The following is a 21,365-nucleotide window of genomic DNA, read 5'->3' on the forward strand; positions in this document are numbered from 1 at the left end:
TTGAATTCTTGGGTAAACGTACGGCGTGACCTTTTTGTCATGTAGATTCTCCTCATCAATCATATAGTAAGTTCATTCTACTTGACCTTAAAAATTCTGTCTAACTAAGTGTAGCCGGTCCACTTTACTAACGATCAACCGGGGAGACCGAAACTTCACTTCATAAAATCTCATTGCTTTAGGTACCCCTTTTATATCTAATACCCCATTTACAATCAGCTCTCTTACTCGATATTCTATAAATCCATCCCCTATAATTTGCAAAGTTTGCCCTAAAACTTCTCCAATTAATCGAGCCGATTTGATAAAATCAATACTTCCTCGTTCATCTTGAAGCTTTTGTAATGATTGAATGATAATTTCATCAAAATAGTCTTCAGTGACGGACTGGATATAATCATTTTGCCATAACCGAAGTGTATCATCGCTTTCCGATAAGACGAGCCATTCTTTCTCTAGCTCTTTTCGCTGCATAAGTGGTACTTCTTGCACTACAGTCTCTTGATAGATGGCAGCTAATTTTTCAGGTATAGCCTCTCCTACTGTAAGTGGAGCTTGTTCCTTTCTTACTTCTGAAGAAACAGAATGATATTCATTTGAAACATTGATGACCCTAGTAGGATTAGACTTTTCCTTTAGCAAATAGAGGACTAGTCTCAAGCCTGTTTGTTCGTGAGCATTATCCCCACACCAAAATATCGTTAGGAATGGCATCAATTTGCGCAAGGACCATAGGAAATTCTTCATCATAATCCTCTATATATTCTTCGTCTAAGTTTATATGATGAAACAACCAATCTTGTCGATATCTCATACCTTCTTCAGTATGTAAGCGCCAAATAGGCCCTACTGAAAATGTATCTGAAAAAGCGATAACCTTTTCATCCATTCGTGACAATTCATCATGTAACGCTATTTTTAAAGACCCACGACTAATAGAGTCAAAGACAATATGAACTTTACTGACCTTCTTTTCTTCGAATATTGTTTGTGGGTTTATGCGGTGTTCATATACCCCCCAATAGCTTTTTTTCATTTCTTTAATATCACGTATAAATTGTTCCTCTGTGTATTCGGTCGTTTTTAGTTCTAGGAAATCTATTCGAAGTAACATATTACGCATAAAAGAATAAATTTCTTCCTCATTTAAAGCTTGTAACACTTTATCTGCATTCAATTTCATGATTTGATCTCCCCTCTTCATTTTTTCACTACTGCAATTGAAAGGAAAAAATTTGAATATATTTATTACAATTAATTCACAAACAGTTATGTATTTCAATCTTTATTTCATTAAATATGTTATTTTTGGAGAAGTGCATCTTTGAAGTAGATTTTTCTAACATGTCAAAACTAGCTTCTCACCACCAAGTACGAATGGTTGAAGAATAAATCACTTTAGCCCTAAATAAAAAGCCTTATATCCTCAGCAATCGAGAAATTAGGCTTTTTGCATTACTCTATTAAAGAACTGTTTCCTTTACAGTTGAGATTGAACGCCTTTTATGTCTATTTTTGAAGATTCTTTTTCATTAGGGAGGCTATTTGGATGTTATTTTGCTCGTTAGTCTTTTCAAGTTCTTTAATAACTAACTCTTGTCGTTCGACAGAATGATTTTGACTTAGTTTGGCTTTTCCTTCCATTTTTGTAATATTAATTTTAAACGCTACAATTCCTTTACTGAGTCCCTCAATATAGCTAGATTCTACCTTATTTAAATTGTATGAACTATTTGGATGTTCATATTTATTTACTAAATGATTAAATGAATTGTATATCGTTTTTTCATCTTGAATCATCTCCATTTTTCCATATACATGGATAGACATATAATTCCATGTTGGAACGGCCTCGTCTGTTTCATACCAAGATGGAGAAATATAACAGTGAGGACCATGGAAAGTCACAAGAACTTGTTGATTATCCATCTCCTTCCATTGTGGGTTTGACCGTGCAAAATGGCCAATTAAAGAATTTTCCTCTTTATTTAGGAGTAGTGGAAGATGAGTAGCATACGGCTCACGATTATGCTGCGAAAACAACGTTGCAAAGCTATAGTTTTCAATAATTTCAACCATCATTTCTTGATCATTAATCTGAAAGTATTTAGGGATATACATTCCAAACTACCTCGTTTCAAATAAATGTTTAGTTTGATCTGTAACGATAAAACATTGACTTCTACTTTTTCGTTTAGTTATTATGGTTCACTTATGATCAATAAAAGTAGAGCACGTTATTGGATTTACGCGCTCGATAATGCAAGAGTTTTTTTTATTATTAGGGGAAGATTTTGCTCGATAGTATAATAATCACTCCACAAATCAATGTTACTCCCACAAAAGATACAAAATAAAGAATAGGTGAAATTGTACTTCCAAACTCTACTTTGTTTTGAAGAGTATCCACCTTCCCCCACGAACTCTCCATATCAGGAGTATATTTTTTTGTCTTTATATAGCCAATTATCATCGTACTAATAAAGTAAAGAATATGAATTACCACAGAACCCAAAACGGCTGAAAGGATGACCTTCATCTTTATTCACCCCCGTTTTACTAGCTTCTTTCGAGTCAGCTTTCTTGCCCTTCAAATATCATCATCTAGCTAGTCATCATGTTTTCTTCCATGAATCTAACCTTACGATGGTTATAAATTATTTTTCAATAAAAATTCTGTTATCTCCTCATTAAGATGATGATGAAAATCCTCTCTATTAAATCCATGTGGATCTTGTGCTGGAAGAAAAGAATCACTCGTCATCTCTTTAGGAAATGGACTAAGAAATGAAAAATGCCCTGCGTTTTCAATCATTTTATGTTGGATTTTTGTCCTATCAGGTAGCCCATTCAACACAATTTCTGCATGAAAATAAGGTGTAAATAGATCTTTCTCCGCCACATACATCAAAATAGGGATGTTGATATCTTTCAAAGCCCCCTTTTCTTTAAACCAAACGGAAGCTGGTGCTAAAAGGACGATAGAATTAATTCTGTCATCAGGTGTAACGTTAATCTGATGAACTTTCCCATCAGAAGATTCATAAGGGAAAGAAGTCGGCTTTCCTCCTGCTGCCGCTAAAGCTGTGTACCCTCCCATAGAATGCCCGATAACGGAAACAGAATTAGGCTTTAACATCTTGGAAAATTCTTTACTATTAAAGAACCAATCAATCCCCATTGAAATATGCTTTGGCCTAATCGATAAGTTATCGACTGTACCCTCTAATGTATTATCGTTTCGGTTGTTGAATGGATGCTCAATCATTCCTACAACCATTCCATTACGAGCCAAATAAGTAGCAATGGTTCGATAGACTAAAGGTGAACCACCAGTGCCATGGGATAGTAAAACTAATGGAAACACCCCTTCTTCTAGTTGAGCATTTCTCGAAATATTCAACTGATAGGGTCCAATGCTCCCCAATTTTTCAGGAGTACTTGTTGGGTACATAATAAACATTGGGATGGTTATATCTAGTTGTTCATCAGTAAACTCCACTGTTCGAAAACCCGCAAACCATTCCTTCTTCTCTCTTCTATCTTTATTCATCAATTGATTCAGCCCCTATTAGCCTAAAAATAGATTTCCTTTTAAACTATTCAATAAAACGAGCTAAACTCCTTTATTATTCTATTGTAATGAACAAATAGAGAAAAAAATTTGTTTGAATGCTCTCAAGAACGTAATCAAGTGAACATCAATATTTAACTGTTCAACGTAAAAGCCTATAATGTGACGATTAATTCCATATAAAACCCAATTTTCCATGTATCCTCGTGATGACAATACACTAAAACGAAGACCCGTGTAAAATAAGTCCTAAATAAGAAAAACTCTCCATTCACTACTGGAGAGTTTTTCCTCAAACATTGTTCATTTTAGGGAATTGTCTATTTTTAGCTTGATAAGTATAAAAAATGTAGAGATTCTATTCAAGTCGTAACATATCAAGTACTTTTGAAACGTGTTGGGATGTATACACATCAGCTCCACCTAGGCGATCAACCCATCTTGGAACGATTTCATCATTAGCCACTTTAATCACTTCATTATAATAAACATCCATAAGATACCAAGGGTTCTCAAACCCGACCTTTTGACCAATTTCAACTTGACTAACTTCTTGCATAGCACGTTCAGTTGTTTCAATGATATCTTCGATGTATTCTATTTGAGTTTCTACATCTTCACGTGTCCCTAAGCGCGTAACATGGCCAGAAACTAATGTGTCAAAGTCATATTCTAATATTTTATAGTGTGAATCGATCCACCCTGGGATATTATCAGAAAGAGCTAGATAACGGAAAGGTGCCCAGCCTGGGAAAACGATATCCACAGCCATTAAAACCTTTTGATCTGGTACAGAAATAAAAATGTTTCCTTCTTGATGGTTATCCCCTACATAATCTAATTGAAGCTTCTTATCGCCAATTTTTATTGTTTTCTTATCCCCTTTAAAGGTTTTTGTAGGGATAGGACGGTTAGGGTCTTGTCTTTCTTCTAATATTTTTGCTGTTTCTTCATGCGCAATAATGGTTACATCCTCAGGGAACATACTTGCTGAACCAATATGATCTTGGTGTGCATGACTATAAATGACATGCTTTATCGGTTCATCCGTAACCTCTTTGATTGCTGCTAAATACTTTTCTCCCATTGTCTGTGGGGCATCCACAGCGATAACTCCGTTTCCAGTAGTCATAAACATCGTACTGAAAATACCATCCATTACAGCATAAATTCCATCTCCTATTTCTTCTACAATATACCCTTTATCCATAGGAATGATTGGTCCTTTTGCATTTTCAGGCAGTGGGGCTGGATATACTAGGTCATCTGTATTCTGTGCAGTCTCATTTTGGTCTAATTCTTCATTCTTTTCACCAGACTCAGCAGCAAAAGAGCTTCCCAGAATACTAAATATTAATAATAGTGATACTAAAGCAACTAAATAGCTTTTTTTCATCATTTACAACACCCTTCTAAATTTTATTTTGTTCTATATTGATAACTGGCCAGTTAAACAATCAAAAACCAAAAGTACAGGAAATGGTCTGAGCTTTTTTCCATTACTTTTCTCGGTAAATCAATAAGATTTACCCTATCATTATTTATCCTAGTATTATTTATTCTAAAACTAGGATAAATAGAATGTTAGAGGATGATAGGTAATTTGTCAATCATTAAGTTTGGATCAACTAAATCTATTAATCTTAAAATTGATATAATCCGTATGGAAAACCACTAAAACTCTTAGCACGATTAATCTGAATATAGATTTTAAACAGTACCTTCAAAGCTTACATAATCTAGTCGATATAAAGGACTAGCGAGGTTAATCAAGATCATGATGTTACCTACTCTTCAGGATTAATAGACATAGGTTTCTATGATTACTAAAACTCTTTTTTGGTTGCTATGTTCCTATTTTTATTGATGTTAAACACTAAACGAACAGATTCCTAATACTCCCTTTTTCACAAAAAGAAAATCCCTAATTTCCGTCTTTTTTGGCGAAATTCAGGGATTGGCTTTAGAATAATCTACCCACATCAGATGTTTTCTCTACTAGAAACAATAAAAGAATCGTGATTATTTAACAAAGAATATGATAAATATTTATATAGGGAATTGTCTTCTGGAAGAAAATAGTTAAGCAATAGATAAAACAAAACAAACATAGGAAGAAAAATAAAAATGATTCGGACTAGAGTTGATGGGACTCCAAAATAATTAGCCATTCCACCACAAACACCAAATATAGCTTTATCTGTATTTGATTTTGTTAATTTCGTTTCCATCACTATATCTCCTTTCAATAGGCTTTTGATTATTTTAAATTTAGGTTTAACCTTTGAATAGGAGCATGCTGCACGAATATAGTCTAATAGTCTTATTCTATAGTGTATGTTTTCATAATAGAAATCATAAAAAAATACTAGCAAGTGATAAAAAGCTTGTGATAAATAACCATTTCCAAAAAATTCAATAATCCTTTCATTATCAAGTCATAAAAACACCTTCAGTGGTAATAAGTTAAGAGTGGGTTTTGATTTTACAATGAGGAGGAAATTGAAGTGACTGGAAGTAAACATGATGAGTTAGAATTAATGTTAAGTCTCAATTATTTGGATACACCGGTAGAAAGCGGCCATACAACAGATACGGAAGAAAGTGGCTTTATTGTCGGGAATAGTTCAATTGCTGGTACGTTTTCTGCTAAGCTGTTAGGAGATGTTCAAGCAGAGAATCTTCTTGCAGAAGAATTAAAATGTCTAGATGTAGAAGGAAATCTTACCGTAGATAAGCCACTTGGTTTAGGTCAAAGATTAGTTTTTAATACGACTGAACTAACTGGATTGAATCTGATGGCTGTTCCGACTTTTTCAAACTGCCTCATCTACACCTTAACCGCAAGGGGATTCTTTGAAGGAGCGGAAGAATCTGATGCTCCATTAAACTTTATTTTAAATGGTGCTTTAGTGATGGAGGATCAGACACAAGCAAGAGCGGTAGGAGTGTTCTCTCAATCCATTACGCCAGCGATCACGAGCTATAATATTTTCGAGGACAATCCAAATGATCCAAGTAACGTTATCGGAAAATTAGCGCAAAAGCAATTAGCTCTCGGCTCAATCATACGATGTTTTTAATTTTCCATCGTATCATCCCCCTTTGAAGTATCCTATCTAGGATGCTTTTTTTATAAAGTACTACGGAGAAATTCGCAACATTCCTCGTATTGACAAACTAGTGGTCGAGGAAAATTGCTTTTCATTTGACTTTTAGTGTTATGAGGTGTTGGAATAAAGGAGAAGGTTGTATACCAATTTTGAGGGGGAATGACGATGCCTTATGTAAATCTGCAAATTATTACCGGAGCTACTCGCGAGCAAAAGGAACAAATTGTACAACAGTTTACCAATACACTCGTCGAGGTTCTTGGGAAAAAACCAGAACATACCCATATTGTGATTCAAGAAATTGAAGATGAAAATTGGGGCTATGCAGGAATATTAACAGATGAGTTTCGAAAAAAATCCGAAGAATAGGTGTCCACTAGTCACTTACAGCTAAAGTCCATTTGCCTGGAATAATACTAGAAAGACCATGGACTTTGTTCATCCATGGTCTTTCTGTTCACTTTAGTAAAATTAATTCAAGAACAATTAATTATTGATAAAACACCTTGTCGACATTATACTTCGACTTCAATGTATTAATGAGATATGTTTCGTAAATGTCTCTTTCCATCGGATCGTCTACTAGACATACATCAATTCGGTACACTTCGTCACGGTGGTTTTTAATTGGCGATACCTTATCTTCAAGATGCTTCTTCACTCTTTGTCTTAGCTTTCTTGCTTTTCCAACAAACAGTAGCTCATCATGAATGTTGTAAAACAGAATAATTCCACCCTTATCTCTTGGAATTTTGTGCAAATCAATAAACCCTTGAATTGGTTTAATAACTGGTTCGTTTTCAACATTCGTTTGCTTCCGCTCGGTAATCGAAACCTCTACGTTTGGAATCTTAATGTTAATCATCTTTACTCATCCTCATTTCATTTAAAAATTTATCTTACCATAACTAGAATAGAACTGCTATAAGATGTTACCCTTTTTGCACCTTGATAAAGACGACCTTTAAATAGTCTCCCTCTTTATACTGAGGGATTGTACGAAAGTCTTCTGGGAGAGAATATTCTTCCAAAATGGAATACTTTTTATTTCTCGATTTAAAGGCTTGTTGGATAAATGCTTTAAATTTTTTCATATCAAAGGCACTACAATTGGTCGAAGCAACAATAACCCCGTTATCGTTCGTTAAATCGATGGATTGTGCTAGTAATTTTGGATAGTCTTTTGCCGCACTAAAGGTTGTCTTCTTCGTACGAGCAAAACTAGGCGGATCCAGAATCACCATATCAAATTTATGATGTTTCTTTCCCGCGTATTTATAATATTGAAACACATCTTCCACTATAATCTGTTGTGACTCATAGTCAATCTCATTTACACTAAATTGTTCAATCGTTTTACTTAAGCTTCGTTTGGCTACATCAACGCTCGTTGTTTTCGTTGCACCACCTAGTGCCGCAGCAACAGAAAAGGCTCCTGTATAGGAAAAGGTATTTAATACACTTTTCCCATTTGCATAGTAATCACGAATTCTTTTTCGTACTTCTCGCTGATCAAGAAACACCCCGACCATCGCACCATCGTTTAAATATGTCGCAAATTTAATTCCATTTTCTTTCACGATAAGAGGGAATTCTGCTTGTTCACCCATCACAAAATCATCTTCCTCGATATATTGACCTTTTCCAGCAAACCTCTTCTTCTGATAAATTCCTTTATAGTCTACAACATTTGAAACGGACTTCAAAATTTCTTCTTTAAATTTATATATCCCTTCACTATACCAAGTGATCACATAGTAACCCTCAAAATGATCAATGGTCAAACCACCAATTCCATCTCCTTCACCGTTAAACAGACGGAATGCGGTCGTATCCTTGTCATCAAAAAATTTCTTCCTTTTCTTAACGGCTAATGATAACTTTCTCTCAAAAAGAGCTTGATCGAGTTGCTCATTTTCATTGGTTGTTAAGACCCAACCAAAACCTTTATTTTGTTTTCCGAAGTATCCTTTTCCGATAAAGTTTCTTTGTTCATCGATGAGCCGAATCACTTCTCCCTCTTTTTGCAAAACATGGGGGTTGGCGATGGAATCTTGAAAAAGAAGTGGATAGCCTTGTTTGAATTTTTTTACAAATTTTGATTTTATCATTACTTGAATCTCTTTATTCAATCCGTTTTCACCCTTTTTTCATGCTTGACGAACTGTCACGCTTTATTATTTTTTAAAAACATATAGAATGACGCAGCAAAGATGGTAATGTAACCGATAATACTGAATACATCTGGTATTTGGCCAAATAAGAAAATGCTGATAAAGGCAGAATAGATGACCGTGGAGTAGAAAAAGATCGAAATCTCTTTTGCTGGTGCATACTTATAGGCCATCGTAATGCCAAATTGCCCTACTGTTGCGAATACGCCTGCCGATAGTAAATAGATCCACTGCTCTTTACTCATTGGTTCATAAAAGGCGATGACAAATGGTAAGAGGACGACCGTTGTAAAAAATGAAAAGTAAAAAACAACCGTATAAAACTTTTCTTTACTTCCAAGTACTCGTAATACAGTATAAGCACCTGCGGCGAAAACAGCTGATAAGACACCGGCTAAATACGGAATAATATCAAATGAGAGAGCCGGTTTTATAATAAACAACGTTCCAATAAAGGCGACAATAATTGCGGTAACTTGGAAAAAGCGAACTCGCTCCTTTAAAAATATGGCGGAAAACACGATGGTCAAAAAGGGACTTAATTTATTTAACATATCCGCATCAGATAAAACGAGATGATCAATCGTATAAAAATACAACACCATTCCAATCGTTCCTAAAGCGGATCGTAATAACAAGATCTTTTGATTTTCTTTCTTTCCAAACAGTCTTTCCTTATAATACACTACAAATCCAAAGGCAATAAATGCCGAAACAATATTTCGAAATAAGGTTTTTTGAATGGTCGGCACATCTCCAGAAAGTTTGACAAAGGCCGCCATCATGGCAAAACCAAATGCTGATAATAATAATAAGATAATACCTTTATTTCGATTACTCATAAAATCCTCCGATACAAATCAACATAATTGATCAAAATACTAACTTATCTAGTTTAACAAAACATTCGTCAAACATATACAAAATCATTTTATTTTCGACACGTTTTCGATTTTATGAGGTAAAAAAATAAAGCAACGAGTTTTTTTCACTCAACACTATACTTTCTTCCTTGGTCATTTGCTTTTACTAAGTAGTTGGAAACGTTAATCAAAACATTTTGCCTCTTGACCAGCTATTACGACAGATATTGAGAAACTTGATCAACATATCCCTCAAACGATACCTACTGAGTTTTCTGTCAATCCTTGAAAATTACTCCATGATAAACTCAAGAATAATATACCTTACTAATTTTCTACATCTCGTAATGAATATCAAAAGGCTGTTCCAAAGGATAACAATTGAATGTATACAAATAGGTTTACATATGTTTTTTATTTCACATTAATAAGTAGACAAAAATACTTCCAATGGACTCATTTTGATTCATTAAGTGGCGTGTCATCATCGTAATATTCTTCATTGCTAGCTCTCTCCTATAGAAAACAAACAAGGGCAAAAACAGATTGTTTTTACCCTTGTTTTCTATTTAACGATTATATATATATTCCTTATAAATTTGTCTCAATCTGGAAAGTCATACTATGTAAGAAAGAACAGTCAATTATTTTAAACTTTCCCTTGTTTTAGAGGTATTCTTTTTATCGTGAACCTTCCTCTTTTCCATTACTATTAATTCAAGTTCTTTTTTGGTATCAGGATGCAAGATAATTTTATCGGAAAGGTTTAGAGTAGGCTCTTTAATTTTCCTTCCCCATTTTCTAGATATGGCACGCCAATCCCAAACCATTTCTAATAGATATTTTCGTGGCATCGGTAATGCCTGTTTGGCATTCGGATTTACAACCCAATACTCCATGAAGAAGCCAAGCATACTTCCATTTCATTTCATCTTCAGCACTTAGTTTCTTTTCCGAAAAAAATTTCTTCGCATATGGAAAGAACCCTTTCGGTGAAAACTTAGGTAAATCGTGGGTAATTCCTTGTATATATAAACCTTCTGTCCAACATTCTACTAGGACATTTAGTTTATGGTTAAGGATATATACTAGATTTCTCCAATAGACCTTTAACATAATACAATCCCCCTGCTAAACTTTTATTCATTCTAGCATAAAATTCCATTTTGTTTCTCACAATAGCAGTCTCGTAAACTTGTGATAGAAAACTTGAATTATACTAAAATATGGATTACTATCCAGATGAAGGTATAGGGTGGTGAATTTATGTTGTTTTTCTACTTTATTGTAATTCCATTATTAGGAGTTCTATGGTTTTTAACGTTCATTTCATTTTTAAAGAACTTAAAGAATGGTAAAAGCATTCACAATCAAACCATTATAGGTGCTGTTTTAACTTTTATTTTCTTATTTGCACTAATGTACAGCTTCGTTGGAGGACTTTAACAACTAATAGAAAAAGACAAACCTGTTTAATACGGTTTGTTTTTTTATGCTATTCCTCTCAACGAATTGACGGCTGTATTATTTGGTTTTGACACATTGAAATAAGCATTTGTTCTTTTCTGTTTGTAAATGCTACGTAATTACCAAGTTCAAGCTACCTAAACCAATAGCGGTGGTTAACAAGATATTTCGTAGCAACATCTTGTTAACGCGCAAAGTAAGTTTTTAAACGATTATGAGTGTTATTGACGTGTTAAATATGATAAATCCCCAAACTTTTTGTCAATCGTTGCTGTGTCTGTACATAACAAAGCAGACGGAAGAACATACTCACCTATCACAGTGTCAACTTCGTCTGCTTTGATACACCCTGTTCCTGCTTTACGAGCAATTACAACTTGCTATTTTTATGATACCCCTTCTCTTCATAGGGCTTCAATATTTCAAACCATTTCTCTTTCATCTTCTCCAGCTTTTGTTGATACTTTCTTAACTCGGTTAATTCCGTTACGATTTCTTCTTCTGGCTTAATTTTCTCAAGAACATCAAAGGAAAACATTTCATGTCCATGTTTGTTCCAGTCGTTTTGTAAAGCTCTATTTTTATGGTTATTGAACTTTAATTCAAATTTGTGTCGATTAAATATCCCCCTTAAATCCATACTACTTCCCATAAAGATTTTTCCATTCTGTTGATTTTTTATTTGATATACCCCCATTTCTGTGTGCGTTTGCTTATAGTGTTGTTTTTGATATTTTCTATCGTCCTTCATTGCTCATCCTCTTTTCTCATTATTTATTTCTCCCCATTGCCTGACTCCATTTTGTCTAAGAACACGTCAATCTTGTTCATTTTCTTCGTGAAGAGTGGAAACTAATTCATAATACAATTCAAAAATGTTTACAACTTATCGGCGTAATTTATGTCAATTATAAACTTTGACGTATTTTATGTCAATATTTTTTAAGAGCGTATCTAAAATACCCTTCAATTAAAAAAGACACCTCTTAACGAAGTGTCGTGTACGATTGTATTGGTTTGGAATAAAGTTTGATCAAAAACATCCCACAAACTTTAATATTATCGCTAATAAAAAGAAGCCATTTTGAAAAAAGATTGATCAAAATGGCTTCTTTTCTAGTAAATCTAAGTTTGGTTTTATAAAAAAGTATGATCATTTTTATGATCCTTATTTCATAAAAGCGCCCTTTTATTGAATAACATATGAGATTCTATTAGTAGGTTCACTCAAGTTAGCTTTTTAAAAATCATATACCTTTTATTTAAATCTCACACACTGTAATATATCATATAGTCTAATTCTTTTTATTTAGAATTTCTTGTAAGATTAAAACTTCCTTTTTTACATCTTGCTCATTGTAGTATACATTTGGGAGAATTAAATCTTCATCGTAAGGTGAAAACCTTGCAGTTAATTTGCTTAAATTACTGAAAAGTCTATACTCTAAATCATTTAACTCTTCAAAATCTATTTCATTATTAAAAATGATTGTAAACTGCTCACAAAAAGTTTTAATATCATAATTCTCCTTAGAATATTCACCTAAAAGATAATATAGTTTTCCCTTCGGATTCATTTTGATCCCCCTATTTCATTTTAGGTATAGCTGGTAAAGGACCCTTTGCTTTTCTAACATACTCAAAATGGAATATTATTAGCCACTTTTTGTTTCTTCTATTATAGACTAGTTTAAAAATATGGCCCTAAAATAAAAAGCTGAGCATATCTGAATTTCAGATTTGCGCCCGAAAGCCGAAGACTCGAATTCGAGATAATATAAAGTTAATTCTAGTTTTTATCAATTCCCAAGGTTAAAGTTTATAACATTCCCCTCTGATAAATCCTTTGTTTGTCTAATTATTTGAGAACATAGATTCCAATATACAACCATATCTCCTTTTTCTAAATTAGATATTGTATCTTCCCCACCAAGGAACAATAATACTTTATAACCTATACACTCATCAGGTGAAAGGTCCATTGGTTGTTTAGAAAGCCATTCATTATAAAAAGACGAAGCCAAACATGCATCATGATATATAGGGATTTCTTCATTATGAAACTCAGTAAAGTTACATGGAATTTCTAACATCTACTCCTTATTGCTTTGTCGTATCCTTTATAACAAAAGAAAAATCATTATATATTTTATTACTCCACGATTAGACCAAATTCTAGAGTAGTCTCTATTTTTTGTTTATCCAATCCCCCTCGGTTAGATATTACAAAGGAATTGTTATTTAATCCATGTTTGCTTTAATACTTTATGATAGGTTTCTGTAAATTCTGTAATGTATTCTTTAAAAACCCCTAGTTCTTTGATATACTCCTGCTCGACTTCATTAATTTGATACTGAATAATACCACCAAGAGCCAAGTCGTATTCATCATCAATAGAATATAAAATGCGATATTTATTCTCCCACGATAATCCTGTTTGAACTAGGAGTCTAGATGTTATTCTGATCGCCCTCTCTATTGACAACTGTTCTTTTTGTATCTTATAAAATATAATTGATAAGACCATTTTTACAAAGTGCTCTTCATCTTCTATCTTACTTAATTCAAATAACTTTCCCTGTATATCATCAATCTTCGATTTCGACATTATTGAAGTTTCTATTAATTCTATTGGAGGATGATCAATTGCTTCAATCACCCTATCACACCATTCAATGACTTCATCTTTACTCCATATGCCACATCCAATTCCTAAATAATAAATTCCCGTGAGTGACTTTAAGTAGGTCAATTATTTCACCGTCCTATTTTATATACACTATCTCAAAGCTAGCATCAGAAGGGGCTTCTCTATTTAAGAAAAGCGCCCGATCGTATTATAAGGTCAACCGGAGTTATTATATATCTGGTTAACCTATTTTTTATAGGTTATTCTTTAGGTAGTCGGGGTAGGACGTGAGCGCCCGTGGGACTTGATCCCGTCGGCTATACTGTCCACCCCCTACTTGTAGAAACATGTTTGAGGCTGGTTGGGGCAGAGACCCCGCATAACAAGCGAAGCTATGACACTACAAGAAAGACAGGGGCTACCGACAAATCTACTAAAAGGAGATGTGATACCGTATGGATCCAGTGATTGGCCTGGATGTCGCAAAAGGAGAAAGCCAAGTTCAAGCTTTCCTGGCAAGAAAGCAACCCTTCGGAAAGACCTTTAAATTTAAGCATGATACCAATGGATTACGTGATTTTTTTAGTTTTTTCAAAGAGGTGGAAAGCCACGCTGAATTAAAACCTGTCATTGTTTTTGAATCTACAGGTCACTACCATGAACCTATTTTACAGTTTCTCGAGGAAAAAAGGATTACGTACTATTTAGTGAATCCCGTTGTTTCTTACGAAACGAAAAAAAGTAGTCTTCGAAAAGTGAAATCAGACCCAGCTGATGCGAAACATTTATGTGAGATGTATTACAAAGAAGACTTAGTTGCCTATCAACGAAAGAACATTCAAACGATGAATCTGCGAAATCTGAATAGACAACACGATTCTTTAACACGGAACTATGTACAACTGAAACTTCAGTTTCAAACGATACTAGATCATGTATTCCCTGAATATAAAGGGGTTTTTAGTAATTTGTATGCGCCTTTATCCTTAAAAACGCTATTCCTATTCCTCTATCCTACTTCTCATGAAGTATTAAAAATACCAACGGAAGAATTAGCTACGGAAATGCATGGTATAGGAGGAAAAAGATCGTATGGGTGGTTTTATGAAAAGGCTTTGAAGTTAAAAGAGTCGGCAGAACGGAACCCATTTAAGAAGACACTGTATCAAAGCCATTTGGTTACGCTAAAAATGTATATTCAAATGCTTCTTCAACAACGTGAGTTTCTGAACGTACTAGAAAAGGAAATCGAATCGTTAGCGATGGAGTTTGAGGAATATGAGATTCTTACATCCATCCCAGGGATAGGGACTAAAATAGCAGCGACACTTATTTCAGAAATAGGCGATGTCACGCAGTTTAGTCACCCGAAAAAACTAGTAGCTTATGCCGGGATTGACCCAAGGGTTTACCAATCTGGTAAGTTTACAGCTACAATCAATCGAATTACCAAAAGAGGATCTACTAAGCTCCGTCAAACACTCTATACAGCTGTTCAGTGTGGATTAACCAATAATCGAAATGTAAAGATACGAGCGTATTATGACAAAAAAAGAAGTGAGGGCAAGCCTCACAAAGTAGCTATCATAGCTTGTGCCAACAAGCTATTGCATTGGATTTATGCCATATTAAAGCATAAACGAAAATTCACCGCATAAACCAATACAATTAATTACACAACTTACAAAAACTTCAATTAGCAACATTGAAGCTTCTTTGTCATGCATATTTTATTATATCACCTTAAATTTGGTATAATCACTTAAAAAGTATTGACTTATATTAGCTGGTATAGCTGAAGGCTTGAATTCGAGATAAACTTAAAAGAGATTAGTAACAAGCTTCAAGAAAAGACCAAGTAATGTAACAAGCTAAAACGAGATAAATTTGATGCTTTGCCAAAGTAGTATACTAAAACCAACGATTACAAAGATGAGACTCCCAATCATTGACTTCTTATCACCTTTTCTTTTCTGTTCAATAAAATCAAACAAACCCTTAACAATCCAAAAAATTATCATCACAAACCAACCAATGTAGTCATTAAAGGATGATTCATCAAATAAATACCTTGCAGAAATTAAGAGGATGGTAGCAAGAGTGATGTTTCTGAAAATTACCCATTTCGACTTCTCTAATGATGCGTTCTTCTTCAATTTAACCCTCCTATTGGCCCAACTTTCTTGTAGGACTTTTTCTATCTATTGGTATTGAAATCTCTTCTTTATACTGAAAAGCGCCTCTTAAGATAATCATATCTGATAAGATAAAACGGTACCATCAATTCTCTCAGTAGCTATAGCATCAGAGATTCCTTTTTTCCATTGCCATTTATTTGACATCTTTTCAAGTATGCTTTCTGCTTTATCAATATCAATAACGTTTAATGTTTCTAAATTATATCTAATTACAAACCAGCCATCAATTTTAAAATACGGAATATTTTCCATTAATTCATAAGTAGTTATAAAGGGCTCTATCTTCCTTTTTAACTCTTCAAATATTTCTAATGACTCGTTCTTACTTTTACATTCTATAAATAAAGGAATTGAAATCAATTACTTAGTGCCTCCTATAATTTATTATGAAATATTGTTCTATCATTTTAGCATATAGTACTATTTTGATTTTGTATCATCTCCAGTTCAAGTCTTCAAGAATATGGACCAATACATAAAGAAAGAGCCCAACTCATACTCCTGAATTGCGCCCTTATTCTGAAGACTTGAATTCGAGATAATCTATAATTTAATCTGCCACTAAAGCGAAGTTTCGTTTAATAACTTTTCTCCTGCTTGGTATTAAGCCTTGGTATAATCGAAATACTCCCTTTCTTTATTAGTCCAAAAAGTACAAATCCAATTACACCGCCTAGAGTATTAATAATTAAATCGTCTACATTAAACCCTCTACCCATTATTATTCCTAAATAAGGAAAAAAGAATTGAATAGTTTCAATAGTAAGACTTACAATAAATACAATTAAAAATGTTGTAGATATTCGTTTCACTTTATACAATAAAGACAAATAAATACCTAGAGGCATGAGCATAATCAAGTTGAAAAATGTTAACTTCAAAGAATTCCAAAAAAACCAATCTAAACCATAAGTAAGATACATACTAAACAGGTCACCAATAAAATAAAATGGGATTAATTGAGTAGTTGGTAGAAAGTCATTTTGAGGCGGGAGCACGATACCCCCAGTAGTAAGTTGAACTACATTTAGTAAATAGACAACAAAACTATAAAAAATCAGTCTCCTTACTATATCCCTAGATTTATTAATAATAAAATCTACAATAATATACAATAATAAAAATAAAGACCCGCATGCAACAACATCATACACTGAATACAAATTACTTCCCCCTGTTTCTTTTTTTACTCTACTCTCCTTTAACATAATACCGATTATTTCAAAACCACTCAAATCTTACAACAACTTTTTCCAACATAATAAAAGCGCGATGTTAGATCATCGCGCCCTTATGCTGAAGACTTGAATTCGAGATAATCTTAAAATATTTATTTTAATCTCCCTTTTTAACAATCTGTTAATTAAATAGGAAGAACTTAAAAACTATGTCCATACCTCACAATATGGCTGCATTTTTTTAAATATTTCTACCTCATTTTCAAGTACTTCAGTTCCTTCAATACTTAATATTTTCAAGCAATCTAGATTATATATAGGCTCAAGTGTTGTTATAGGGTGGTCTGGAACATATAACTTTTCAAGTTTGTTTAAGCCTCTTAAAGGTTCAAGTGTATTGATATAGTCCATTGGTGAAGATAAATCGAATTCCTTCAAATTTTTAAGGTGAGAAACAAAAGAAATATCAGTAACTTTACAAAAGTCAGCGTACAATATTTCTAAGTTCTTTAAAAAAATGATTGAGCTAATATCATTTACACATGTTCCAGAAATGTTTAAATAGTTAAGGTTCGTAAAAGCAGAAAGTAAATCTAAATCTTTTACTTCTTCTTCAAATACAAAAACCTCTAAGTCAATTTCCTTTACATTACTTGGATTATTCATATAATAATTATAATCTTTCCCAAAAATTTGAGTTAAGGCATCTTTTATATTTCTTACAAGTGTCATTAAAAAACACCACCTTTGTCTAAACCCTTGTTTCTCTATTCTTCCCAATTCAAATATAAATAGAGCTTGTCACTGTGTTAACTTACAACTCTTGCGCCCGAAAGCTGAAGACTTGAATTCGAGATAAGTGCATTTGCGATTAAATCATTCTCACCTAACTAATCATTATTTCTATTATTTGCTTTCTAATTCCTTAACTTCTGATAGTAAATCCCTAATTACATCTAATGCCTCTTCATATTGCTCATTGTCAGGGACTAAAAATCTAATTTTTTCTATCTTGAATTCAGCTTCATCGACCTTTTCTTGAATTTGTATTGGGACTGCCACCCAAGATAAAGCTCTTGATAAATCCCCAATATTATATTTATTTTCAATAAACTTTTGACAAACATCTTTTACTGTTTCATACTCATTCATTATTTTCCCTCTAATTTATTTTGTCATTATTGTGATAACAGTTTTATCTTGATTTTCAGTTATTACTTCCAGAAAACCAAACTTGTCTCTCTACTCCATCACGAATTTGAGTTATATAATTACCTTGTTTAATAACTTCTTCTACAAAATCAGGGGAGGAACTTCTACCATACCTTTTAATCAACATCAAATATTATAGAGACTTATAGGAAACCTCCCAGTTTAATTTAATCTAATCTAACATACCATTGATACATTAAAGGTAATTTATCATCAAATACTACCGTACCCACCCATTCATCATCATCTTGGTACACTACTACACGGTCATTTGTATTCAAGTTAAAAGTTATTACTTCCTTTTTAGATAATGATGGCATATCTGGACCTAAATAATTAAAATTACAGTCAACTTCGAACTTTTTCATATTCATTACCTATCACCTATTTTTATGAACTTTTCAATAATACATATTGATTTGTCGATTTACTACTTATTATTTTCTCCATATATTTGGTTAACTCTTAAATAAATCAGATAATGCATTTGCTTGTTTTATTGTCATAGGAGAAACTATTGAGCAGCTTCTCTATTTCAGGAAAGCGCCCATTTGTTGAAGACTTGAATTCAAGATAACTTGCGAATGCTCTTTGATAAAAGTCCTCGTTAGCACAATAAGAAATCAATTTAGTTCTGCTAATAACTCTTTGGCTAAATCAATTACCTTTTGTTTATATCTACTTTCTAATTCTTTTAGTTTTTGTTCTAATGCACTCTCTTCCCATAGGTGGTATTGTTCTGTAATTGGAAATTTTTGCAGTTGATGATTATACTCGTCAAAATCCCAATAGATAAAATCATACCCTTCCATAAGATAACCACTTAGTTCCGAACAACCTTTTATTATGTCTTTCTTTCCTTCAATCATCTCTTCAAGAATATTAATAACTTCATCTTTTACTTTTTCAATCATAAATTCCACCTATGTTCATTTAAATAATTTATTTAGTCCAACTTTCTTGTTCCACTATACTGCACTTTATCTTAATACCAATTATTTCAAAACTACTTAAACCTTACAACAATTTTTTCAAACATAATAAAAACGCGATGTTAGATTATCGCGCCCGATTGTCGAAGATTCGGATTCGAGATATCTTGTAAGATGATCTTAGATTAAAGCCCCCTTTAATCTATTAAGTCCTACTCGATTTCTGAGGGTCTATTTCTTGTTACTAATTGTTTCTTTCAAATTCTCTTATTTAATTCCTGAATATCTTCCGTTTAAATTTTCCAAGGTAACTTAGTTTCATTTTCAAGTATACTGACTTCTTTTTCAATCCATCGCCTTAAAACTAAATGATCTTGTTTATTCTATTGTTGAGATAAACTTCTTAATATGATTACTTAATAAAAAAGGGAATTGCATCCACATATAAGCATGCACTGACTTTGGAATACATAATACTTCGCTCTTTTCTACCAATGAACAAAACTCTATAAGAATTTTCCTGATTTTTAGGTCATTCCACTCTTCCTCACTTGGTAAGAAAAGAACAGGACATTTCAGAGTTTGATAGTACTCCTCAAAACGAACAGTCCAATAATGTTGAATATATTGTTCTCGTGCAAAAAGAGGAAAACAGTTTGTGTATTTACCCTCTTTGGTCATCAGAATATTATGCTCGACAAATGGTAAGAAATGATCGTTCCATATTTTTCGTTTTTGTAGACTTTCTTTCATATGTTCTATATAATCTTTTTTTGAGTCAAAAATAGGTCTTCTGAACTTCTTTAAATCGTCATACCGTTCCTTAATTTCATTTTTCATTTGGTTTTCACTTATATTTATTAGCCCATATTGTCCAAATTCATTATAAAGTGCCCCTTCGCATATTAATGATTTCACCATGCTAGGGTGTGATGAAGCTAAACTTAATCCAATTTCTGCTCCCAATGAACTACCAACAATATGACATTTACTCATATTTAGCTCTTGTAATAATAAGTAGATATCTTGAGCCATATCATCAATATGATAGCCTTTTTTTGGAATATCAGATTTCCCATGTCCTCTTATGTCTGGAACAATTACGTTGTAATGTTGTTTGAATTGTGATAATACTCCATCCCACATATGCGAATTTCCCGAACTAAAATGTAAAAATAAAATGGTCTCTTTACACGAGTTTGAATATCTGACATTAATATGAATATTATTATTTATTTTCACTAATATCTCTTTCATCGCCAAATACCTTTCTTTTATTATTTTTCTTTATTATAAAAAAGAATAACAGACAACTGTTTGCCAGTCATAAAAATTTGCTAGATAAAGAAAAATTGTTTACATAATCAAAAAATAAAAACTGAACTTTTCATCTTTAGTTCACACTAGGTGTATACCTCTACTGTTTAAAGAGTTAGGCTGGTTCGTTGAATATGGTAAATATAACAAGCAACTGAAGTCGACACTCAAGAATGAGATGTTTCACTATATATTCTGAACAAAAAATCAAACTTTTTTAAACCACTCGAGCACCATACCAAATTTATTTAATAACTGCATACGCTCTTTATAGACTGTCTTCAATTAGACTTACAAATCCTTCTGTTGGTTTGGAATAAAGTTTGATATTAACCTTATAAACCTTAATATTATCGGTAATAAAAAGAACCCATTTCAAAAAAAGATTGATCAAATGGATTCTTCTCCTGAAGATTTAATGTGAGATTTTATAAAAAGGTTCAATCATTTTCTACCTTTATTATTCCAAAATTGCGCCCGATTGCGGAAGACTTGAATTCAAAATAATAGTAAGTTAATCTTTTTTCCTTAGTTAATTAAAGAAAGGTATTTTGGATAATCTACGAATTGATTCAAAAACCTTGTTAAATCATTAAGTATGTCTTTGTGCTCACCAATGCTTTGTTCAGCTAAATAATATCCATCTGATAAATAATGTATTTCCGTCTCTATCCACTCACAACTATGTGGTAAGTGCTCAATTAACA

25 protein-coding genes and 3 pseudogenes are annotated in these 21,365 nt (G+C 33.0%); 4 read left to right on the top strand and 24 right to left on the bottom strand.

Annotated elements, in window-relative coordinates:
* Positions 1-87 precede the first annotated feature (87 nt).
* From WAK64_RS22540 to WAK64_RS21890, 7 genes and pseudogenes are all read right to left on the bottom strand, one after another.
* Complete coding sequence (locus tag WAK64_RS22540; RefSeq protein WP_419465982.1) at positions 88-474, bottom strand: DUF3658 domain-containing protein; 387 nt, start codon at positions 472-474, stop codon at positions 88-90.
* Positions 475-660: 186 nt separating this feature from the next.
* Positions 661-1,204 (bottom strand): annotated as a pseudogene (locus tag WAK64_RS21865) (DUF1835 domain-containing protein); the annotation flags it as partial.
* A 305-nt stretch (positions 1,205-1,509) separates the two neighbouring features.
* A complete protein-coding gene (locus WAK64_RS21870) occupies positions 1,510-2,121 on the bottom strand; it encodes an FMN-binding negative transcriptional regulator (RefSeq protein ID WP_336589090.1) in 612 nt (203 codons plus the stop codon).
* 160 nt (positions 2,122-2,281) lie between these two features.
* Positions 2,282-2,539, bottom strand: a complete 258-nt coding sequence (locus WAK64_RS21875) for a hypothetical protein (RefSeq protein ID WP_336589091.1) — start codon at positions 2,537-2,539, stop codon at positions 2,282-2,284.
* A gap of 111 nt (positions 2,540-2,650) precedes the next feature.
* Positions 2,651-3,553: an alpha/beta hydrolase family protein gene (locus WAK64_RS21880; RefSeq protein ID WP_336589112.1), complete on the bottom strand. Its 903-nt coding sequence runs from the start codon at positions 3,551-3,553 to the stop codon at positions 2,651-2,653.
* 379 nt (positions 3,554-3,932) lie between these two features.
* Positions 3,933-4,973 (bottom strand): MBL fold metallo-hydrolase, encoded by a 1,041-nt coding sequence (locus tag WAK64_RS21885; RefSeq protein WP_336589092.1) that lies wholly within the window; start codon positions 4,971-4,973, stop codon positions 3,933-3,935.
* A gap of 583 nt (positions 4,974-5,556) precedes the next feature.
* The gene (locus WAK64_RS21890; RefSeq protein WP_336589093.1) at positions 5,557-5,805 is read right to left on the bottom strand and encodes a PspC domain-containing protein; all 249 of its coding nucleotides are present in this window, start codon (positions 5,803-5,805) and stop codon (positions 5,557-5,559) included.
* Positions 5,806-6,081: 276 nt separating this feature from the next.
* Between WAK64_RS21890 and WAK64_RS21895 the strand changes: the two genes are divergently transcribed.
* Together WAK64_RS21895 and WAK64_RS21900 are read left to right on the top strand one after the other, a co-directional pair.
* Complete coding sequence (locus WAK64_RS21895; RefSeq protein WP_336589094.1) at positions 6,082-6,657, top strand: hypothetical protein; 576 nt, start codon at positions 6,082-6,084, stop codon at positions 6,655-6,657.
* 195 nt (positions 6,658-6,852) lie between these two features.
* Complete coding sequence (locus WAK64_RS21900; RefSeq protein ID WP_336589095.1) at positions 6,853-7,056, top strand: tautomerase family protein; 204 nt, start codon at positions 6,853-6,855, stop codon at positions 7,054-7,056.
* A 121-nt stretch (positions 7,057-7,177) separates the two neighbouring features.
* On the opposite strand, the gene WAK64_RS21905 is transcribed toward WAK64_RS21900, so the two are convergent.
* From WAK64_RS21905 to WAK64_RS21920, 4 genes and pseudogenes are all read right to left on the bottom strand, one after another.
* A complete protein-coding gene (locus WAK64_RS21905) occupies positions 7,178-7,552 on the bottom strand; it encodes a nucleotide excision repair endonuclease (protein ID WP_336589096.1) in 375 nt (124 codons plus the stop codon).
* Between the two features lie 67 nt (positions 7,553-7,619).
* The gene (locus WAK64_RS21910; protein WP_336589097.1) at positions 7,620-8,819 is read right to left on the bottom strand and encodes a class I SAM-dependent rRNA methyltransferase; all 1,200 of its coding nucleotides are present in this window, start codon (positions 8,817-8,819) and stop codon (positions 7,620-7,622) included.
* A 35-nt stretch (positions 8,820-8,854) separates the two neighbouring features.
* A complete protein-coding gene (locus WAK64_RS21915; RefSeq protein WP_336589098.1) occupies positions 8,855-9,703 on the bottom strand; it encodes a DMT family transporter in 849 nt (282 codons plus the stop codon).
* A gap of 665 nt (positions 9,704-10,368) precedes the next feature.
* A pseudogene (locus WAK64_RS21920) lies at positions 10,369-10,840 on the bottom strand (DUF5662 family protein).
* Positions 10,841-10,990: 150 nt separating this feature from the next.
* On the opposite strand from WAK64_RS21920, the gene WAK64_RS21925 reads away from it, so the two are divergent.
* Entirely contained in the window at positions 10,991-11,170 is a 180-nt protein-coding gene (locus WAK64_RS21925) for a hypothetical protein (RefSeq protein WP_336589099.1), read from the top strand.
* A gap of 58 nt (positions 11,171-11,228) precedes the next feature.
* On the opposite strand, the pseudogene WAK64_RS21930 reads toward WAK64_RS21925, so the two are convergent.
* The 5 genes and pseudogenes from WAK64_RS21930 to WAK64_RS21950 form a co-directional block, all read right to left on the bottom strand.
* A pseudogene (locus WAK64_RS21930) lies at positions 11,229-11,565 on the bottom strand (IS1595 family transposase); the annotation flags it as partial.
* Complete coding sequence (locus WAK64_RS21935) at positions 11,562-11,942, bottom strand: GIY-YIG nuclease family protein (protein WP_336589100.1); 381 nt, start codon at positions 11,940-11,942, stop codon at positions 11,562-11,564. The gene WAK64_RS21935 and the pseudogene WAK64_RS21930, both read right to left, overlap by 4 nt.
* A 544-nt stretch (positions 11,943-12,486) precedes the next feature.
* On the bottom strand, positions 12,487-12,768 hold the full coding sequence (locus WAK64_RS21940) for a hypothetical protein (protein ID WP_336589101.1): 282 nt from the start codon (positions 12,766-12,768) through the stop codon (positions 12,487-12,489).
* Between the two features lie 222 nt (positions 12,769-12,990).
* A complete protein-coding gene (locus tag WAK64_RS21945; RefSeq protein ID WP_336589102.1) occupies positions 12,991-13,284 on the bottom strand; it encodes a T6SS immunity protein Tdi1 domain-containing protein in 294 nt (97 codons plus the stop codon).
* A 144-nt stretch (positions 13,285-13,428) separates the two neighbouring features.
* On the bottom strand, positions 13,429-13,944 hold the full coding sequence (locus WAK64_RS21950) for a protein kinase (RefSeq protein ID WP_336589103.1): 516 nt from the start codon (positions 13,942-13,944) through the stop codon (positions 13,429-13,431).
* 332 nt (positions 13,945-14,276) lie between these two features.
* On the opposite strand from WAK64_RS21950, the gene WAK64_RS21955 reads away from it, so the two are divergent.
* A complete protein-coding gene (locus WAK64_RS21955) occupies positions 14,277-15,479 on the top strand; it encodes an IS110 family RNA-guided transposase (RefSeq protein WP_336589104.1) in 1,203 nt (400 codons plus the stop codon).
* 213 nt (positions 15,480-15,692) lie between these two features.
* On the opposite strand, the gene WAK64_RS21960 is transcribed toward WAK64_RS21955, so the two are convergent.
* The 8 genes from WAK64_RS21960 to WAK64_RS21995 all read right to left on the bottom strand — a co-directional run bounded on the left by WAK64_RS21960 (position 15,693) and on the right by WAK64_RS21995 (position 20,598).
* Entirely contained in the window at positions 15,693-15,977 is a 285-nt protein-coding gene (locus WAK64_RS21960) for a hypothetical protein (protein ID WP_336589105.1), read from the bottom strand.
* A gap of 96 nt (positions 15,978-16,073) precedes the next feature.
* Positions 16,074-16,379 carry a hypothetical protein gene (locus WAK64_RS21965; RefSeq protein ID WP_336589106.1) on the bottom strand — a complete coding sequence of 102 codons (306 nt, stop codon included), beginning with the start codon at positions 16,377-16,379 and terminating at the stop codon, positions 16,074-16,076.
* 218 nt (positions 16,380-16,597) lie between these two features.
* Positions 16,598-17,173, bottom strand: coding sequence for a VanZ family protein (locus tag WAK64_RS21970; RefSeq protein ID WP_336589113.1), 576 nt, complete (start codon positions 17,171-17,173; stop codon positions 16,598-16,600).
* A 231-nt stretch (positions 17,174-17,404) separates the two neighbouring features.
* The gene (locus tag WAK64_RS21975; RefSeq protein ID WP_336589107.1) at positions 17,405-17,929 is read right to left on the bottom strand and encodes a leucine-rich repeat domain-containing protein; all 525 of its coding nucleotides are present in this window, start codon (positions 17,927-17,929) and stop codon (positions 17,405-17,407) included.
* Positions 17,930-18,103: 174 nt separating this feature from the next.
* Positions 18,104-18,349 carry a hypothetical protein gene (locus WAK64_RS21980; RefSeq protein WP_336589108.1) on the bottom strand — a complete coding sequence of 82 codons (246 nt, stop codon included), beginning with the start codon at positions 18,347-18,349 and terminating at the stop codon, positions 18,104-18,106.
* Positions 18,350-18,576: 227 nt separating this feature from the next.
* Complete coding sequence (locus tag WAK64_RS21985; protein WP_336589109.1) at positions 18,577-18,783, bottom strand: hypothetical protein; 207 nt, start codon at positions 18,781-18,783, stop codon at positions 18,577-18,579.
* Between the two features lie 249 nt (positions 18,784-19,032).
* Positions 19,033-19,323 carry a hypothetical protein gene (locus tag WAK64_RS21990; RefSeq protein WP_336589110.1) on the bottom strand — a complete coding sequence of 97 codons (291 nt, stop codon included), beginning with the start codon at positions 19,321-19,323 and terminating at the stop codon, positions 19,033-19,035.
* 396 nt (positions 19,324-19,719) lie between these two features.
* Positions 19,720-20,598 carry an alpha/beta hydrolase gene (locus WAK64_RS21995; protein ID WP_336589111.1) on the bottom strand — a complete coding sequence of 293 codons (879 nt, stop codon included), beginning with the start codon at positions 20,596-20,598 and terminating at the stop codon, positions 19,720-19,722.
* Positions 20,599-21,365: the final 767 nt, after the last annotated feature.

It is taken from the genome of Bacillus spongiae, assembly GCF_037120725.1.
Lineage (GTDB): Bacteria > Bacillota > Bacilli > Bacillales > Bacillaceae_K > Bacillus_CI > Bacillus_CI spongiae.

Bases quoted from the DNA above. Each gene is read 5' to 3' on its own strand.
- WAK64_RS21955 (WP_336589104.1), top strand. From the start codon at position 14,277: ATGGATCCAGTGATTGGCCTGGATGTCGCAAAAGGAGAAAGCCAAGTT.
- WAK64_RS22540 (WP_419465982.1), bottom strand. From the start codon at position 474: ATGCAGCGAAAAGAGCTAGAGAAAGAATGGCTCGTCTTATCGGAAAGC.
- WAK64_RS21990 (WP_336589110.1), bottom strand. From the start codon at position 19,323: ATGATTGAAAAAGTAAAAGATGAAGTTATTAATATTCTTGAAGAGATG.
- WAK64_RS21885 (WP_336589092.1), bottom strand. From the start codon at position 4,973: ATGATGAAAAAAAGCTATTTAGTTGCTTTAGTATCACTATTATTAATA.
- WAK64_RS21935 (WP_336589100.1), bottom strand. From the start codon at position 11,942: ATGAAGGACGATAGAAAATATCAAAAACAACACTATAAGCAAACGCAC.
- WAK64_RS21940 (WP_336589101.1), bottom strand. From the start codon at position 12,768: ATGAATCCGAAGGGAAAACTATATTATCTTTTAGGTGAATATTCTAAG.
- WAK64_RS21905 (WP_336589096.1), bottom strand. From the start codon at position 7,552: ATGATTAACATTAAGATTCCAAACGTAGAGGTTTCGATTACCGAGCGG.
- WAK64_RS21925 (WP_336589099.1), top strand. From the start codon at position 10,991: ATGTTGTTTTTCTACTTTATTGTAATTCCATTATTAGGAGTTCTATGG.
- WAK64_RS21875 (WP_336589091.1), bottom strand. From the start codon at position 2,539: ATGAAGGTCATCCTTTCAGCCGTTTTGGGTTCTGTGGTAATTCATATT.
- WAK64_RS21900 (WP_336589095.1), top strand. From the start codon at position 6,853: ATGCCTTATGTAAATCTGCAAATTATTACCGGAGCTACTCGCGAGCAA.
- WAK64_RS21890 (WP_336589093.1), bottom strand. From the start codon at position 5,805: ATGGAAACGAAATTAACAAAATCAAATACAGATAAAGCTATATTTGGT.
- WAK64_RS21880 (WP_336589112.1), bottom strand. From the start codon at position 3,553: ATGAATAAAGATAGAAGAGAGAAGAAGGAATGGTTTGCGGGTTTTCGA.
- WAK64_RS21945 (WP_336589102.1), bottom strand. From the start codon at position 13,284: ATGTTAGAAATTCCATGTAACTTTACTGAGTTTCATAATGAAGAAATC.
- WAK64_RS21980 (WP_336589108.1), bottom strand. From the start codon at position 18,349: ATGAATGAGTATGAAACAGTAAAAGATGTTTGTCAAAAGTTTATTGAA.
- WAK64_RS21985 (WP_336589109.1), bottom strand. From the start codon at position 18,783: ATGAATATGAAAAAGTTCGAAGTTGACTGTAATTTTAATTATTTAGGT.
- WAK64_RS21915 (WP_336589098.1), bottom strand. From the start codon at position 9,703: ATGAGTAATCGAAATAAAGGTATTATCTTATTATTATTATCAGCATTT.
- WAK64_RS21975 (WP_336589107.1), bottom strand. From the start codon at position 17,929: ATGACACTTGTAAGAAATATAAAAGATGCCTTAACTCAAATTTTTGGG.
- WAK64_RS21870 (WP_336589090.1), bottom strand. From the start codon at position 2,121: ATGTATATCCCTAAATACTTTCAGATTAATGATCAAGAAATGATGGTT.
- WAK64_RS21995 (WP_336589111.1), bottom strand. From the start codon at position 20,598: ATGAAAGAGATATTAGTGAAAATAAATAATAATATTCATATTAATGTC.